Raw genomic sequence first — 15725 nt, 5'->3', positions numbered from 1 at the left:
GCGCCGTATGACACGTGCGCATTCCAACCGGGGGCGCCTGTCCCGGCGCTCCCTCATCCAGCGGCTGACCTTCCTGGGCGGAGGTGTGGTGCTGCTCGGCCCCGCCTGCAAGCGCTCCTCCGAATCGCAAGAGAAGGCGCCGCCCTCCGACACCGGTCCGCTGGCGGCGAAGCAGAACGGCCAGGCCCCGCGCACCTTCTCCTCCTTCGAATACGCGGTGGTGGCCGCGGCCACCGAGCGCATCCTCCCCCGGGATGAAGACCCGGGCGCCCTCGATGCGAACGTCCCCGTCTACATCGACCGCATCCTCCAGACACCTGAGCTGGAGCCCGTGCGCGAGGACTTCCTCTCCGGCGTGGCGGCCCTGGAGCGCCGCGCCCAGCGCATGCACCAGAAGGGCTTCGCCGCCCTGACGGCCGAGCAGCAGGACGAACTGCTCACCCTCTTCAAGGACAGCCCGCCTCGCAGCGGCGAGGCGCACTTCTTCGAGCTGCTGACGGTGATGACGCTGGAGGGCTTCCTCGGGGACCCGTCCTACGGCGGCAACCAGGGCAAGGTGGGCTGGCGGCTGATGGGCTTCGACACCGTGGGCACCGTCGCCTCCGCGCCCCCCGAAGGCTACGACGGGCCCAAGTGCCTGCGTGAATGTGGGGTCCACCGGTGAGCCTGCCCGAAGTGGACGTCTGCATCATCGGCAGCGGCGCGGGCGGCGCGCCCATGGCGCTGGAGCTGGGCCGCGCGGGCATCAAGGTCGTGCTGCTGGAGAAGGGCCCGCACTACCAGCCCAAGGACTTCATCCACGACGAAATCCTGAACAGCCGCCGGAACTTCTTCATGCCGGTGCCGTGGGAGGAGCCGCACCTGGTGCGCCAGGGCGCGAAGGGCCGCTACGAGAAGACGAGCGCGGCGTGGACGGCCAACTGCGTGGGTGGTGGCACCGTCCACATGAGCGGCTTCTTCTACCGGCTCAAGCCGGTGGACTTCCGGCTGCGCTCCACGCTGGGCGCCGTGCCCGGCAGCACCGTGGCGGACTGGCCCATCTCCTATGAGGAGCTGGCGCCCTTCTACGACAAGGCCGAGGCGGAGCTGGGCGTGTCCGGCGAGTCCGTCCCCCACCCCTTCGCCGAGCCGCGCAGTGGCCCCTACCCGCTACCGCCGCTGGACGTGCATCCGGTGGCGAAGGAAATCGACAAGGCGTGCGGCGCCATGGGCTGGCACTCGCTGCCCACCGCGCGCGGCATCCTCAGCAAACCCTACCGGGGCCGGGCGCCGTGCTCGTACTGCGCGCTGTGCGGCAGCTACGGCTGTGAGACAGGCGCGAAGAGTGGCACCAACGCCAGCCTCATCCCCGCCGCCGTGGCCACCGGCAACGTGGACCTGCGCCCCGGTTGCATGGCGCGCACGGTGGAGGTGGACAAGCAGGGCCGCGCGAGGAGCGTCGTCTACATCGACGCGGACGGCGTGACGCGCGAGCAGCCCGCGAAGGTCATCGTCGTGTCCTGCACCGCCGTGGAGAGCGCGCGCCTGCTGCTCAACTCCACCTCCAGCCGATTCCCCAAAGGCCTGGCCAACGGCAACGGGCTGGTGGGGCGCAACCTCACCTTCAGCTCGTTCGGTGAGTCCCACGCCACCTTCCGCCTGTCGAAGCAGTCCGCCGCGCGGCCGTGGCTGAAGGACCCATCTCCCTTCGTGAACCGCAGCCTCCAGGACTTCTACCTGATGCCCGACGCCCAGTTCGGCTTCCGCAAGGGCGGCACGCTGGGCTTCATGTGGGCCCACCCCAATCCCATCCACGCCGCAGTGGGGCTGGCGGGCAAGGGCGAGAAGGCCCTCTTCGGCAAGGCGTTGAAGGACAAGATGCGGGAGTACCGCGACTCACGCATCCTCCAGTTCGAGGTCTACGCCGAGTTCCTCCCCACCGCTGGCACCTATGTCAGCGTGGAGGACGGCGTGAAGGACCGCTACGGCATCCCCGTGGCGGCCATCACCGTGGACCGGCACCCCATGGACCTGGCGGCCACGCGCTTCCTGGTAGAGCGCGGCGAGGAGGTCCTCCTGCGCCTGGACCCGGATGACGTCCGGCGCGGCACCACCAGCGGGGAGACGTCCATCCTCCAGCACGGCACCTGCCGCTTCGGCGACGACGCGGCGACGTCCGTGCTGGACCGCGACTGCCGCGCCCACGAAGTGCCCAACCTCTACGTGGTGGACGGCAGCTTCATGCCCACTGGCGGCAGCGTGCCGTCCACGCTCACCATCAGCGCCAACAGCTTCCGCGTGGCGGACCACCTGGTGCGCAAGCTCAAGGGCTGACGCTAGCGATTGCGCAGCGGCGTCACGTCCACCTTGACGATGTAGCGCGCCTGCATGTCGGACTCGAACTCGATGAGGTGGTCGCCCACGCCGGTGAGCTCCGCCTCCTCGGTGAAGGCGCCCTGCCTCTCCATCACGTCCAGCACCGCGCGGCCTTCCGTGGCCCGTCGGATGCGCGCACGGCAGCCCTCTTCATGGAAGAGCATCACGGTTTCACTTCCCGCCGCGGTGACGTCCTCCAGGAAGAGGCTCACCTTCACGGTGGAGGCTTCCTTCAATTGAACGATGAGCTGCTGCCGGCCAGGGAAGCGGCCTTCTGAATAACTTTCCGAGCCGAGAATACAGCCCGCCACGCGGTCGCACACAGGCCAGGCCGCACCGCAGGTGTCCTTCACACGCGCGCCAATGAAGTCCTCACGCGTGCCGTCGCAAGCGCCCCAAAGCGACGCAAAAAGCAGCACCGCTGCTGCCTGGGCCTTGCGGCCAAACACTGTTACAACCGGCGTCATCTTCAGACCCTCATGCGAGGCGTGTATGTCCATGCGACTGCGTACCCGTTGGCTCCCCATCATCTTCTTCGCCCTGGCTGGCTGTGGGAACGAGACGGAGCTTCCCCAGGCGCCCACACTCTTCATCGACCGCGCGGCGCTGACGTTCAACCGCGAATTCGAACACGGCACCTACGTCGGGCAGACGACCTTCAACTCGCTCGCCATCCAGAACCGCGGCCTGGACCCGCTGGACATCTCCGCCATCACCCTGTCCGCGCCGGGTGTCTTCACGCTCCAGCTTCCCGAAGGCTTCACCCCGGGCACGCCGCTGCGGCTGGAGACGTATGACCGCGCCTTCCTGACGGTGGCCTTCCGGCCCACCGATGACACGGAATACAACGGCACGATTACCATCGAATCCAACGCCGCCAACGCCGCCAAGCAGGTCATCACCCTCAATGGGCTGGGTGTCGCGCCCTGAAGTCCTCGCGGACCACCGCGTGACGGGCGGGAGCCAGCGCTCCCGCCCTGACGCCACCCGCATCATGGCTGGTAGGTGAAGTTGCAGCCCCCGGCGTAGTTCTGGATGACGCCGCCATCTCCGTCCGGCGTCGTCCCACCGTCGGTGACGACCGGGCACGACACCGTCGTCCCACCGTCCACCGGGTAGCTCTGCGGATAGTCCCCGTGGCCGGTGCGCAGCGTGTAGTTCACCCGCTCGTAGTCCAGCCGCTCCGACGCCGTCACGTCCACGCGCAGGGTGCCGCCGCGGATGAAGCGCCGCTCCAGGCAGCCGCAGGCATAGGGCGCCAGGGTGACGACGGTGGAGTTGGGACGGTCCTCCAACTGGTAGAGCGGCTGCAGGCTGCTGGTGCCCGCATTGGACGGCGTGTGCCAGGCGCGCAGCGCGTCCGAGCGGTAGCCCAGCGTCAGCGGCCCCCGGTTGCCCGTGCGCACCGGCGTGCACGTGCCAACACCGGCGTCCGTCGCATCGCCGTCACAGAAGGTGAGGTCCAGCGCCAGGCCGTGCGGCGTGCCACCGTCGGCCAGCTTCGCCACCTCCCACTGGAGCAGCCACGTCCGGTCCTCCGGCGGAGGCACCGACGGCAGGTCGAACACGTACGAGTCCACGTCGGAAGGCACGGCGTCGTAGTCCAGCGGGCCACGCACCCCGAGCCCGTTGACGCGGTCCATTCCGCCGCGCAGCCGGCCGTGGCCGTGCGACAACTGGCCCGTGACGGAGAACTCCGCCGTGTCGGGCGGCGACGGGAAGGCCGTGGTGGACGCGAGCGTCCGCGCCACCGGCGCCTCCGCGCCATTGACGTAGCGAGACAGCTCGTCCGCGTCCTCCGCGTCCCAGCTCACCTCCAGGCGGTAGTCCTTGTCGTCGACCCACGAGCCGTTGTCCTGCACCAGGAAGTAGTACATCAGCGCGGCGTCATGCGCCGGAACCGGGATGACACCCCGGAAGTTGCTCAGGGCGGTGAAGCGCGAGTTGCCCACGGCCTCCTCGCGAGACGAGTGCAGACACATGGGCGCGGGCAAATCCGTGCGCCGGCAGAAGCGATCCACCAGGCCCCGGGCGTCGGGATTCTCCGAGAAGTCGCGCGGGCAGACGGCGGCGTTGGTGGCGCAGTTCTCCCGCGACTCGCCCAGCGGGCCCTCGACCAGGGTGAACACGTGCACCACGCGCGAGGCAGTCACCGGCAGCGCGGGGAAGCGGCCACCCGTATCCAGCGGCACCAGCCGGTAGCGCAACAACGTGGGGGTGCTGAAGGCCGGCAGCCGCACCGAGTACCAATCCCGGTCGGGGATGTAGCCCAGGCGGCCGGTGAAGGAGACAGACGAGCCGGCGCCGCCGGGCGTGGCGCTGACGAGGTTGCGCGCGGTGGCCTCCTGCGCGCGGTCATTGCCCGTAGTTGTGCGGTCCTGCGCGTCCTCCTCCTCCAGCACGCGAACCTCCACCTCGTAGGGCTGCGCGAGGTCTCCCTGGGCCGTGTCCCGGTCATTGGTGCCGCGGTAGCCCTTCACCACCAGCGTCCACCGCCCCGCGTGCTCCACTTTGATTTTGCGCGCGGTGGCCAGCTCGCCGCCGCGCACCTGGGGCAGCACCACGCCTTCGTCTTCCTTCTCCGTGAAGTCCGGGCGCCACAGCTCGTAGGACAGCGCCAGTTGGGCACGAAGTCCAGGTCGGGCGCGCTGATGTGCACGTAGGCGACCTTCCCCGCCGCCAGGTCGAAGGCGTAGTGGTCCACGTCGTTGTCGGTGGCCAGATAGCCGGTGGAGGCGCCCATCAGCATCTCCCCGGACTGCGTCAGCACCAGCGGCGTGGCCGTCTCGTGCGTGTCGTTGGGCTCCTGCTCGTCCGGGTTCTGGTCGATGCGCACCGTCAACCGGTACTTGTTGCGCGCGTCGAAGTTGGGCCGGGACGGCACGTCTGGCGCGTCCTGCACCAGCACCAGCAGCGTCTGGTTCTCCATCCCGTCACGCAGCGGCAACACGATGTCCACCGGACGGGGCGCGCCCTGGGCGTGCTTGTCCTCCTTCTTCGCCAGCGAGCCCTCCTTCCCGTCCGGCAGCGGCCCCAGGATGGTGACGGACAGATTCACCGCGGTGCTGGACGCCAGGTACGTCCCGTTGACGTTCAGCAGCGTGCGGGCGTTGGTGCCGGGCGGCAGGACGATGCGGTACCAGTCCTGGTCACCGGCGCGCGGCTCGCTGTCCAGCGCCAGGAAGCGCTCCAGCGGCTCGCCCGGCTTGAGTTCGCACTCGGGCCGCGTCAGCGCCTCCTCGCGCGAATTGCACAGGTCCTCCACCACGGGAGTCCCCGCGTCTGGTGTCTCGCCTCCTCCAGACGAACAGGCGACGAGGACGAGCAACACGAGCGGCAACAGACGGACAGAGGTGGGCATGGCGTCGGTTCTCAAGGCGTCGGGGGCACGTCGTCGGGGCGGCCGGGGCAGCCGTCGACGAACTGCTCGGGTTCCACGCGGATGACGCCGTCGGCGGGCGACTTGATGCCGCCCACCGGGTAGCGCACGTCATTCACGCGGAAGGTGCGGACAAGCGTCCGGGCGGTGGGGTCGTCTCCGGGCACCATGGCCACGGACATCGCGATGTCGTTGAAGCCCGCCCCGCGCTGCACCACGCCCGCGTCGTCCGCGGACGCCATCGTGGGGGCCAGCAGGACGTTCTCCACGCGGAAGCGGTAGCACTGGCGGCCCAGGTTGTCCGGCGGGCCGTCCGCCTCGAAGGCGTAGCGGTAGCCATTCACCGACAGGTCCGCGGTGTCCACCGCCAGCGGCCGGGTGTGCATCCGCAGCTCCATCCGGTTCGTCAGCCCGTCGTTGTCCGGGTCCTCGTCCAAGTCGTTGCTGGCGCCCTGCGTGCCGCCCAGCCACTCCATGCCGTCCGGCACGCCGTCCCGGTCACTGTCCGCCAGCGTCGCGTTGGTGCCCACGAACTGCTCGTCGCAGTCCAGCAGGCCGTCGCAATCCGAGTCCACGCCGCGCAGCGCCGGCGGGCAGCCGCGGTCCAGCCCGCCGCCGTCGGGCAGGGCCTCCTGCGTGGGGTTGAAGTCCACGCCGCGGTCGCGGAAGTACACCTCCACGCCGTCGCTGAAGCCGTCCCCGTCCGTGTCCACCTTGTGCGGGTCCGTGCCCAGCTCCAGCTCGCGCGCGTCCGTCAGGCCATCACCGTCCGAGTCCGCCTCACCCACCGGGCTCCCTGGCGGCGCGGAGAAGTTGAAGGCCACCATCTCCTTCACGATGAAGGCGCGGCGCACCTGGCCGAAGGTGAAGTCCAGGAAGTTGATGGGCTCGTTGTTGCGGAAGTCGCGGAAGTTGCCGCCGCCCAGCGAGGCCATCTGCTCCAACCGGTCCGCGTTCTGGTTGATGATGAGCAGCGGGCAGCCCCCGTCACCAGACAGGTCACACACCGAGGACACCGGCTGCGTGGGGTTGAAGACGTGCACGGTGTTGACGCGCACGTCCTCCACCAAATCCCGCAGCTGGCGAATGCGCACCACCGCGTCACCCCGGAGCAGCTCGTCGTCCTGGTCGTTGGTGGGCTTGCCGTCCGACAGGAAGATGACGGAGTAGCGCGCCTGCGCCAGCGCCTGCGCACCGCCCGGGTCCAGCCGGCTGCGCGCGATGTCCGTGTTGATGAGCGAGTAGATGTCCGACAGCGGCTTGACGAAGTCCGTCGAGTCCCGGTTCGGCGAGGTGTCGGGGTTGCGGAAGGTGAGCAGCTGCTCGGACAGGCGCCGCAACGTGGCGTCATCCATGGAGGACACCTGGACGAAGCCGTCCTGAGGCGGGTTGCCCGGCTGCTGCGTGAGGAAGGCCGTGGTGCTGCCCGCGAAGAGCATCACCGCCAGGTGCACCTCCGGGTCCCTGGGCAGGTTCTGGATGAGCTCCACCAGGGCGGTGGCGCGCGCGCCGTCCGGGTCGCTCACCCGCATGGACTGCGAGGCGTCCATGGCGACCACCAGCTTGATGGGCCGCACCACCTCGTTGCTGCCCACGGTGCAGAAGCGGCCTTCCAACGTCACCGCCCGGTCCACCGGCACTTCTGTGTCACGGCGAGGGTCGTACAGATAGGAATCCGTACACGCCATCACCATCGCCACGGCCACCAGGACGCCCGCCAGGACTCGGACAACGCGGCTCACGGATTGGCGCTCCCCGAGGGCGGGATTCCGACGCAGTCGTTCTGGTTGTTCCACGGGTTGCTCAAGGTGTCGGGCCGGCGGAAGTCAGCATCCTCGAAGGTCAGCTCGGGCCCCACCGGGACCCGCACGCTGGGCGGCGCATACTGCGCCCAGGCGCAGGCGGTGCGCCACACGCCGTAGTCCGTGCTCACGCCACTCTCCGGTGCCTCGGCGAACCACACCTTGAAGAGGTTGTAGCCCTGCTTCACGCCCGCGCGGTCCGGCGGCGTGACGAGCTGCAGGTTGGACACGGTGAAGTCGTAGCAGAGGCTGCCGTCGGGACGGACCTCCGCGATGCGCGTCTCGTACTGGTAGCCGAAGCGCTCGTGGAAGGCCTTGTCGCGGCGCGTGGGATTACTTCCCGCGCGCAGCTCCTGGGCGTCCGGGATGCCGTCACCGTCCGTGTCCAGGCCCGACACGCTGTTCTCCAGCGGGTTGAGCCCCCAGCGCGCCTCCAGGCCGTCCGGCACGCCGTCTCCGTCGCTGTCCACGATGCCGGTGCGCGTGCGCAGGTAGTCCTCGGCGAACTGGGACAGGCCGTCACCGTCCGTGTCGCGGCAGACGCAATTGGGCGTGAGCGGCGAGGCCGGGTTGCACCCGCGCGCGTCCAAATCATTGGCGGCGCGGAAGCCCTGGTCCTCGCGGCGGTATTCGAAGCCGTCATCCAGGCAGTCGCCGTCGCTGTCCGCCACGAAGGTGTTGGTCTTCAGCGTGAAGCTGTTGTCGATGGAGTCCGGCACCCCGTCCCCATCGCTGTCCAGCACGCGGCCGGTGTCACCCGGCGCGGAGCTGAGCGACTCCACCATCAGCGTCTTCATCACGTTGCGCGAGGCGAACGACGAGTAGTCCAGCGCGCCCAGGCCCAGGTTGGAGATTTCGCCCGTGTCGTTGAACTCCTGGTACACGCCGTTACCGATGTCCGCGAAGCGCCGCAGCAGCCACGCGGCGATCTTCTTCGCGGCCTCCGGATAGCGCGCCGGCTCCACGCCCGGGTACACGCCGTAGATGTCCTGGCAGATGGGGCCACACGCCCGCACCGCTTCCTGGTTGAAGAGCAGCACCGTGTGCATGCGCAAATCGCCCACGTTGTACTGGTCCTTCAACTCCATCAGCCGCCGCACATAGCTGAACAGCTGGTAGTTCTGGTTGCGGTCCGTCCCCACCTCGAACCCATCAATCTGGTCCGTGGTGTTGGTGAGGTTGCAGAAGTCTCTCAGCGAGTCCGCCCACGTCAGGTCCGGGTTGTCCGGGTCGGCGTAGACGCTGAGGTTGTCGGTGGCCGAGCAGCGCGGATACGGCGTGCCGTCGGTCAGGAAGACGACGACGTAGCGCGTGCGCGGCAGCAGCTCCGGGTTGGACTGCGCCACCGCGTTGATGTCGCTGGAGATGAGGCTGTAGGCGTAGGACAGGGCGCCCTGGTAGTCGGTGCCCTTGCCCAGCTGGCTCTGCAGGCCCTCGATGTAGCTGTCGATGTTGTTGTCCGGCCGGGCGAAGCGGTCCCCCGTCGTGGTGGGCGGCCAGACGTTGCGCACGTTCGTTTCAAAGGGGGCGACGGACACCTGCACGTTGCCGCCCTGCGCATTCACTTCCCGGAACTGCTGCACCAGCCGCTTGAGGGCGCGCACGCGCGCGGGCTCGGTGACGCCCTCCGGGATGATGTCCAGAATCTCCCGGCGCTGGCAGAAGCCGTTGTCGAGCTGCGAGCCCGGCGGGTCGGAGACGCACATGCTGCCCGACTCGTCGATGACCACCACCACCTTCACCGGGAAGCCGGAGGGGCTGGGCGGGCGCGTGCACACCCGCCCCTGGAGCGTCAGCCGGTCATCGAGGTTGGAGAGCGCATCCACCCTCGATTCGAGCATGGCGTCCGAACAGGACCACAGGCCCGAAGCCAGGAGGCCCGCCGCGAGCAGCGAGGTACGAACGAAGCGGCGCATGCGGAAGGGACCTCCTGGTGGGGGGGGCTGCGAGGTTACTGCTGGGGACGGCGGCGGCGCATCAGCACGCTGAGCAGCGCGGCGCCCAGGGCGGTGGCGCTGAAGCCCGCGGGCACCGAGCTGCAGTTGTTGCCCTCCTCCGAGTCATCCCCCACGAGCACCGTGAGGGTGGAGGCGGACACGCGCTGGTCGGGGAACACGCGGTCGGAGAAGGCCAGGCGCGCGGTCAGCTGGAGCTGGTACTCGCCCTTCTTGTCCGGAACGAAGGTGGGCACGCTGCCGTCGACGTACATGTACTGCCAGTCGCGGCTGAGCGTCACCGCGCCCTGAGGACGCTCCACCACGGCGGTGGAACCCGAGGGACGCTTCACCACCACCCACTCGTACTCCATGGCCGCGCCGTTGCGGTTGGCGAACAGCGGCGGGCGGATGGTGATGCCGGCCTTGTCCGTGCGGAACAGGCCACCGGCGCTGACGGTGAACGGCGACTTCGGGTCCAGGCAGTCGTCGGGGCGCTCGGGGTTCGTCACCAGGCAGTAGCGCGTGTCGCACGCGTCGCCAATGCCGTCACGGTCGTCGTCGCGCTGGTCGCGGTTTTCGACGGCGGGGCAGTTGTCCTGCGTGTTGAGCACGCTGTCGCCGTCGATGTCGGGGTCGCACGCGTCGCCGACACCGTCACCGTCCGTGTCACGCTGGTCGGGGTTGGGCACGCCGGGGCAGTTGTCGCTGCTGTCGGAGATGTTGTCGCCGTCCGCGTCCACGCGGCACACGGTGATGTCTTCGGGCATCACCGTCTGATCGACATTGGCGAATCGGGGGCAGTTGTCTTCGCCGTCGAGCCAGCTATCGTTATCGTCGTCCAGATCGCAGACGTCACCCTGGCCGTCCTTGTCCAGGTCCTCTTGGTTCGGGTTGGGCACCAGCGGGCAGTTGTCCTCCGCGTTGGGACGGCCGTCGTTGTCCTGGTCCGGGTCGCAGTCGTCGCCGATGCCGTCGCCGTCCGCGTCGCGCTGCTGGAAGTTGGAGAGCGTGGGCAGTTGTCGCAGGCGTTGCCCACGCCGTCACCGTCGTCGTCCGCCTGGTCGCGGTTGGAGACGAAGGGACAATTGTCGCGGTCATCCGCGCGGCCGTCGCCGTCCGCGTCGTCCGTGTACGACAGCGTGTCGCCGTCGTCCGTGTAGTTCACCCAGATGCTGCCGCCCGCGCCGCAACCACAGCCACCGCCGACCTCCAGCGGCATGCCGCACCGGTCGCCCAGGCACTCCGGGTTGTCGGGGTTGTTGTTGGACTGTGCCAGCGCCCCCGTGGGGCCTAGGACGAGGAAGGCCCCCAGCGTGAGGGCTGAAGCGAAACGAGCGCGTGTCATGGTGACTCCTTTCAACACCGGACGCCTAGCAAGGAACGATCCGTACCAGACACTTGGAGGAAGCCCTGGAATGTCAGCGGGTTGGGCACAAGCAGGGACGCGTCGAACAGAAGATGTGGGGGGGACTCCCCAGTGGAGGCGAGGGGTAGACCCCACATCCAAGGGAGGGCTTCAGGTCCCCGGGATGAAGGTGTCGGGCTCCAGGGGGATGATGCCCGCCGGCAGGCGGCCCCCCTCTTCGCTGTATTGGATTTCCTGGATGAGGAGCGAGCCGATGCCCGCGCCCCGTGGATCATTGTCCCGGCCGGCCTGGAGGTAGAGGTACACCTCGTTGGTGCCCGCCTTGATGACTTCGCCCGGAATGAAGGGGTGTGGCCGCTCGCGGGTGGGGACGACGGTGACGTTCTCCACGCGGACCTGGTAGCAGCTGCGGCCATCCACGGTGGGCGTGGTCTCCACCAGCTCGTAGCCGTAGCCGCGCTCGCGGTGGAAGTCGAGGTCGGCGCTGAGCGGGTCTCCGTGCGCCTCCACCTCCGCCACGTTGGTGATGCCGTCGCGGTCCGTGTCGAGCAGGTCCTCGGGGATGAGCGGGTTCGTCATCGCCAACGCCTCCACCAGGTCTGGAAGCGCATCCCCATCCGTGTCGCCGATGCAGGCGTTGGTGCCCAGCACGCGCTCCTCGCAGGTGTTGAGCCGGTCGCCGTCCTCGTCCAGGGACACGCTGCAGCCGTTGATGACGTCGGGCTGGAGCGGGTCCAGGCCCATGCGAACCTCGACACCGTCCATCAACCCGTCCTGGTCCGTGTCCTGGCGCAGGGGGTCGGTGCCCATCAGCACCTCATCCTCGTCGGGAAGGCCGTCCCCGTCGCTGTCGACGAGCACCTGCCCGGCGCGCACCACCACGTTGCGGTTGTAGGCGAAGAAGCGCTTGAGCTTGAGGGTGTTGGTCCGCGCGGCGTACTGGATGTTGGTGAGGGTGCCCGACAGGCCCGCCGCGTCCGTCTCCAGCGGCTCGGTGCCGCCGGCGTTGGCGATGGCGGCCACGTGCTGGCGGGTGATGGGGTCTGGCGTCTCGCCGCGCACGTAGATGGGCTGCACCACCACTTCGCCCGCGCTGAACTGCGAGGCCAGCGCCTTGATTTCGCCGGTGACGGCGGTGAGCTCACACTGACTGCACGCCGACGTGTTGCCCAGCGCGCTGCAACGCGAGTCGAGCCCCACGTTGAAGGCCGGGTTGGCGCAGCTGGTGTCCTGGCTGCGCACCACGACGACGATGACGTAGCGCGTGCGGGCGACCTCGCCGCGGCAGGATGTCTGCATGTCGCCCGACAGCAGCGTCTTGGCCAGCCGCAGGGCGGCGCGGACGCTCACCGGGCCGGACTCCTGGTAGGTGGCGTAGCGCGGCAACGCGGCCTGGAAGTCGGACGCATCCGAGAAGCTGCCCAGCAGGCCCGTCGCCACCGTGTGGTACGCGACGAGGCCAAACTGGACGAAGGGGCCGGAGAAGCGGCTGGAGAGCGTGGACAGCGCCTCGGTGGCGTAACCCACCACCTCGCGCTCGACGCCTTCGCCGCCCTGGAGCGCGAAAATCACCTTCGTGGGAAAGGCCTCGCCGCCCGCGAGCGGAACGCAGACGGTACCGGCGAAGCTGGCGCGGTCCTTCCCGCCAGGGCCCGGCCATTGAGCGCGTAGAGGCCCGCGTCGGAACACGACAGCAACAGCACGGGAATGAGCCAGACGGACCGCGTGAGGGCGCGCATCAGTCCGATTCTACACCTTAGGCCCCGGTGACAACGCAAGCGCTGGTGACACGAAGCCTGTAAGCACCGCTCAAGTGGCACAGCACGGACCGACAATTCGGCCCCCCGTGGAACGGCGCGGAGACACCCAGAGGCGCCGTGAATCCCGGTGTCCTCCGGGTATGGGCAGCCAGGTGACGGCCTACAGCGTGAGCAGGAACGCCAACAGGTCATCGCGCTCTTCCGGCGTGAGCGCGCGGGCATCGCCATGCTGGGGCCCGGACGTCTCCAGCAGCGCGCGCAGCGCGAAGCGCGTCTCCACCACGAGCCGGTTGTCCTTCACCCCGTAACCGGCGGTGGCGCTCGTCAGCAGGGGCCACACGTCCCACGCCCCTACCAGGGAAGGCGTCGCCGCGCCGGGCACCAGGTCCTGTTGCTCCAGTCTCAGCGGCAGCGCCACCGGCGTGCCGACCTCGAGGTACCGGCCCCGCGTGGCCAGGTCCTGATCCAACGTATAGAGCGGCGCCGGGTGACACGTCGCACAGGCGCCCTTGCCCTCGAACAGCGCGCGGCCTCGCGCCGGCCGCCCCACCCTTCCGTCCGGCAACGCCACCGTCTCCAGCGGGGCACCATCCTCGCCGCGATGGGGGTTGGGCGGGGTGACGATGAGCGCGTTGAAGAGGGCCAGCGCCTCCACCTCCGACGGCGACGGGTCCGGGTTGCGGAAGCGGTTGCGCGCGCCCACGAAGCGCACCGTGTCCACGAGGCTGATGTGGCTGGCGGGAGTGAAGTACGGCGGCGTGTCGCGGCTGCCTCGCAGCGTCGTGGAGCGGTAGATGCGGTTGGGCTGCGTCTTCTCGTAGAAGATGCCTCCCGTATGGCCCTCGATGTGGCAGCCGTCACAGGTGATGCCCGTGCGCCCCAGGTCCGCGTAGTAGAGGACCTGCCCCAGCCGGCGCTTGGCCTGCGCGCGAGATGTCTCCACCGGAAGCTGACGCACCACCCGCGCCTTGCCCGCCTTCGCCTCGCGCACGTCCACCACCGCCACCGTCCGGGTGAAGCGGTTCAGCACATACAGCGTGCGCGCGTCAGGTGACAGCGCCAGCGCGCTGGGGCCCGAATGGAGCGCCTCGCCCGCCCTGCCCCGGACCCCGAAGTCCTCCGGCGGACGGATGCGCGGCGTGCCTTCAGGCGGCGCCACCGTCACCTCCTGGAGCACCGCGCGCCGGGCGGGCGCGTCCCCCGACACCAGCGCTCGCGCATCCAGCACCCGCACGAGCCCCAGTCCCACGTCCGCCGCGTAGAGAAGTCCCGCGCCGTCGTCCAGCGCCAACCCCTCCGTGCCGCCCGCGCCGAAGCCCCGGTGCCGCACGTAGGTGCCCCGCGAGGGCTCCACCACCGACACACCGCTGTTCGCGCTCACCTCCATGCGCTGGGGATTGGGCCCCACGTTCGGCCCCAGGCTCGACATGAAGACGTGCCCCAGCCGCTCGCTCGCCACCAGGAAGCGCGGCGCCTTGCCGCCCATCACCTGCTCGCGGAAGCGCTCGGTGTTGCCCCCGACAATGGACACCCCTGGGCCCGGCGCCACCGCGGCGACGAGCGCCCCATCCTCCTGCCGCAGCAACTCCAACTGCCCCGTCTGGAGGCTGCCCACCGCCAGCAGGTCCTTCCACCGCGCCAGCGCCCGGGGGTTGGGGTCCACCGGCGCCGACCACCGCACGCGCCCGTCCGCCAGTGACAGCGCCTGCACCTGGTCCCGCACACGCTCGGCCACGAAGGCCACGCCGGCCCGGCCATCCACGGTCAGCCCTTCGGCCCCCAGCGGCGCGGGCAGCACCCGAGGCGCGGCGTCCAGCGCGTCCAGCGCGTACAGCCACAGCTCCGGCTGATACCGGTGCGTTACGCCCAGCCAGGGCCGGCCGTCCGAATCCGTCCAGGCCGCCAGCGCGGAGGGACCGTCTCCCGTGGCCAGCCGCGACACGCGCCCGGTGTCGACCTCCAGCGCGAACACCGTGTCGGTGGGCGGCGAAGCGATGAAGAGCGTCCGTCCATCCGGCGCGGGCACCATCACCGTCAGGTCGGTGAAGGCCGCGTCATTCACCACCGTGAGCCGCCCCGAGCCCTCCGACTCGGTGCCGTCCGCCCCGACGAGCCGCGCCTCCACCACCGCTTGCGGCGCATCCTCCGGCAGACGGAGCCCCGCGGGCAGCCGCGCATAGGCGTGCGTGTCATCCACCACCGTCAACGGCAGGCGCAGCGACAGCGGAGGGCCCAGCGCCAGCGACAGCCCCGGCACCAGCCGTTCCCCCTGGATGGAGAGCGGCTGAGATGTCTCATTGCTCGTGAGCCGAGGCCCCACGGACGACAAGACAGGACGCGCGGCGGCGGATACCGGAGCGGGTGCGGCTGTTTCACGGAGCCGATGCACCACCACGCCCGTGGCGACCATCGTCACGCTCAGCACCGCCAGCACCGCACGCCTGCGGTTCCTGCTCATCCGCGCCCGTAGCATCCGCGCGGGAGCATCCCCCATCCCCCGCCGTGCGGGGATGAATTCATGTCTCGGTTACCCATCAGCCCGGCGAGCTCGAAACGCAGCACCGCACGCCATCTTTCCAGCGTCCCGGCAACATCCCGCCTCACCGTGGTGGACGCGCCCCACATGGGGTGGAGTGCCCTCTACACCTGGGCGCGCACAGCGTCACATGCGCGCGCCGGAGTGTGCGTTGACAGCTCGGTACACGCATCGCTTAACCTGTTGATGATGCGACGCTTCCTCCTCTGCATGGCTGTCGCCCAGCTCCTCGGCGTCGGTACGCTGGCGGCTCCGGCCGAAGCCTGGGCCCAGAACCGTGGCCGTACCTCGCGCCAGGCGAAGTCCAAGCCCGCCAAGAAGGCGGCCTCCAAGACGCCGCCGAAAATCGAGACCAAGGGCTCCGCCGTAGTGGACCCCGTGACGGGCGATGCGGCCACGGGCGCCTCCAGCGCGCTGCCGCAGCGAGGCCCGGCGCGCATCGACTTCGATGACCGGCTCATCCAGGGACAGACGAACAAGTCCGGAGCCGTGTACCTCTATGACCGCAAGGAACTGAAGACGCGGTCGATGATCCGCGAGCGGGAGAGCTTCCGCTCCGAAACGCTCTCCACGGTGTACGACCCCTAGGG

General features: G+C 69.4%; 11 protein-coding genes and 2 pseudogenes. 4 read left to right on the top strand and 9 right to left on the bottom strand.

The annotated features are described in order from the left end of the window. Positions 1–7 precede the first annotated feature (7 nt). Both OZ403_RS06620 and OZ403_RS06615 read left to right on the top strand, forming a co-directional pair. A complete protein-coding gene (locus OZ403_RS06620) occupies positions 8–664 on the top strand; it encodes a gluconate 2-dehydrogenase subunit 3 family protein (RefSeq protein WP_268783726.1) in 657 nt (218 codons plus the stop codon). Beyond that, positions 661–2313 (top strand): GMC family oxidoreductase, encoded by a 1653-nt coding sequence (locus OZ403_RS06615; protein WP_268783725.1) that lies wholly within the window; start codon positions 661–663, stop codon positions 2311–2313. The genes OZ403_RS06620 and OZ403_RS06615 overlap by 4 nt, the downstream gene beginning before the upstream one ends. 2 nt (positions 2314–2315) lie before the next feature. Here the strand turns inward: OZ403_RS06615 and OZ403_RS06610 are convergent, their stop codons facing one another. Then, entirely contained in the window at positions 2316–2822 is a 507-nt protein-coding gene (locus OZ403_RS06610; RefSeq protein WP_237080217.1) for a hypothetical protein, read from the bottom strand. Between the two features lie 31 nt (positions 2823–2853). Between OZ403_RS06610 and OZ403_RS06605 the strand changes: the two genes are divergently transcribed. Beyond that, positions 2854–3285 (top strand): hypothetical protein, encoded by a 432-nt coding sequence (locus OZ403_RS06605; RefSeq protein ID WP_237078092.1) that lies wholly within the window; start codon positions 2854–2856, stop codon positions 3283–3285. Between the two features lie 62 nt (positions 3286–3347). On the opposite strand, the gene OZ403_RS06600 is transcribed toward OZ403_RS06605, so the two are convergent. The 8 genes and pseudogenes from OZ403_RS06600 to OZ403_RS06565 all read right to left on the bottom strand — a co-directional run bounded on the left by OZ403_RS06600 (position 3348) and on the right by OZ403_RS06565 (position 15057). Beyond that, positions 3348–4919, bottom strand: a complete 1572-nt coding sequence (locus tag OZ403_RS06600) for a hypothetical protein (RefSeq protein WP_268783724.1) — start codon at positions 4917–4919, stop codon at positions 3348–3350. Continuing rightward, positions 4832–5716, bottom strand: coding sequence for a hypothetical protein (locus OZ403_RS06595; RefSeq protein ID WP_268783723.1), 885 nt, complete (start codon positions 5714–5716; stop codon positions 4832–4834). The genes OZ403_RS06600 and OZ403_RS06595 overlap by 88 nt, the downstream gene beginning before the upstream one ends. A gap of 11 nt (positions 5717–5727) precedes the next feature. After that, positions 5728–7476 (bottom strand): vWA domain-containing protein, encoded by a 1749-nt coding sequence (locus tag OZ403_RS06590; RefSeq protein ID WP_140788308.1) that lies wholly within the window; start codon positions 7474–7476, stop codon positions 5728–5730. Continuing rightward, positions 7473–9452, bottom strand: a complete 1980-nt coding sequence (mtsD, locus tag OZ403_RS06585) for a cell-cell cohesion protein MtsD (protein WP_140788306.1) — start codon at positions 9450–9452, stop codon at positions 7473–7475. Before mtsD ends, OZ403_RS06590 begins: the two co-directional genes overlap by 4 nt. Positions 9453–9487: 35 nt before the next feature. Next, entirely contained in the window at positions 9488–10441 is a 954-nt protein-coding gene (mtsC, locus tag OZ403_RS06580; RefSeq protein WP_442929805.1) for a cell-cell cohesion MYXO-CTERM protein MtsC, read from the bottom strand. 59 nt (positions 10442–10500) lie between these two features. Then, positions 10501–10692 (bottom strand): annotated as a pseudogene (locus OZ403_RS39635) (thrombospondin type 3 repeat-containing protein); the annotation flags it as partial. 297 nt (positions 10693–10989) lie between these two features. Further along, positions 10990–12578 (bottom strand): annotated as a pseudogene (locus tag OZ403_RS06570) (calcium-binding protein). Positions 12579–12759: 181 nt separating this feature from the next. Further along, a complete protein-coding gene (locus tag OZ403_RS06565; RefSeq protein WP_268783720.1) occupies positions 12760–15057 on the bottom strand; it encodes an MtsA protein in 2298 nt (765 codons plus the stop codon). A 264-nt stretch (positions 15058–15321) separates the two neighbouring features. On the opposite strand from OZ403_RS06565, the gene OZ403_RS06560 reads away from it, so the two are divergent. Continuing rightward, complete coding sequence (locus OZ403_RS06560; RefSeq protein ID WP_237078090.1) at positions 15322–15723, top strand: hypothetical protein; 402 nt, start codon at positions 15322–15324, stop codon at positions 15721–15723. Positions 15724–15725 lie beyond the last annotated feature (2 nt).

This window comes from Myxococcus sp. NMCA1, assembly GCF_026810205.1.
Taxonomy (GTDB): domain Bacteria; phylum Myxococcota; class Myxococcia; order Myxococcales; family Myxococcaceae; genus Myxococcus; species Myxococcus xanthus_A.
This window is presented reverse-complemented; position numbering and strand designations above follow the sequence as displayed.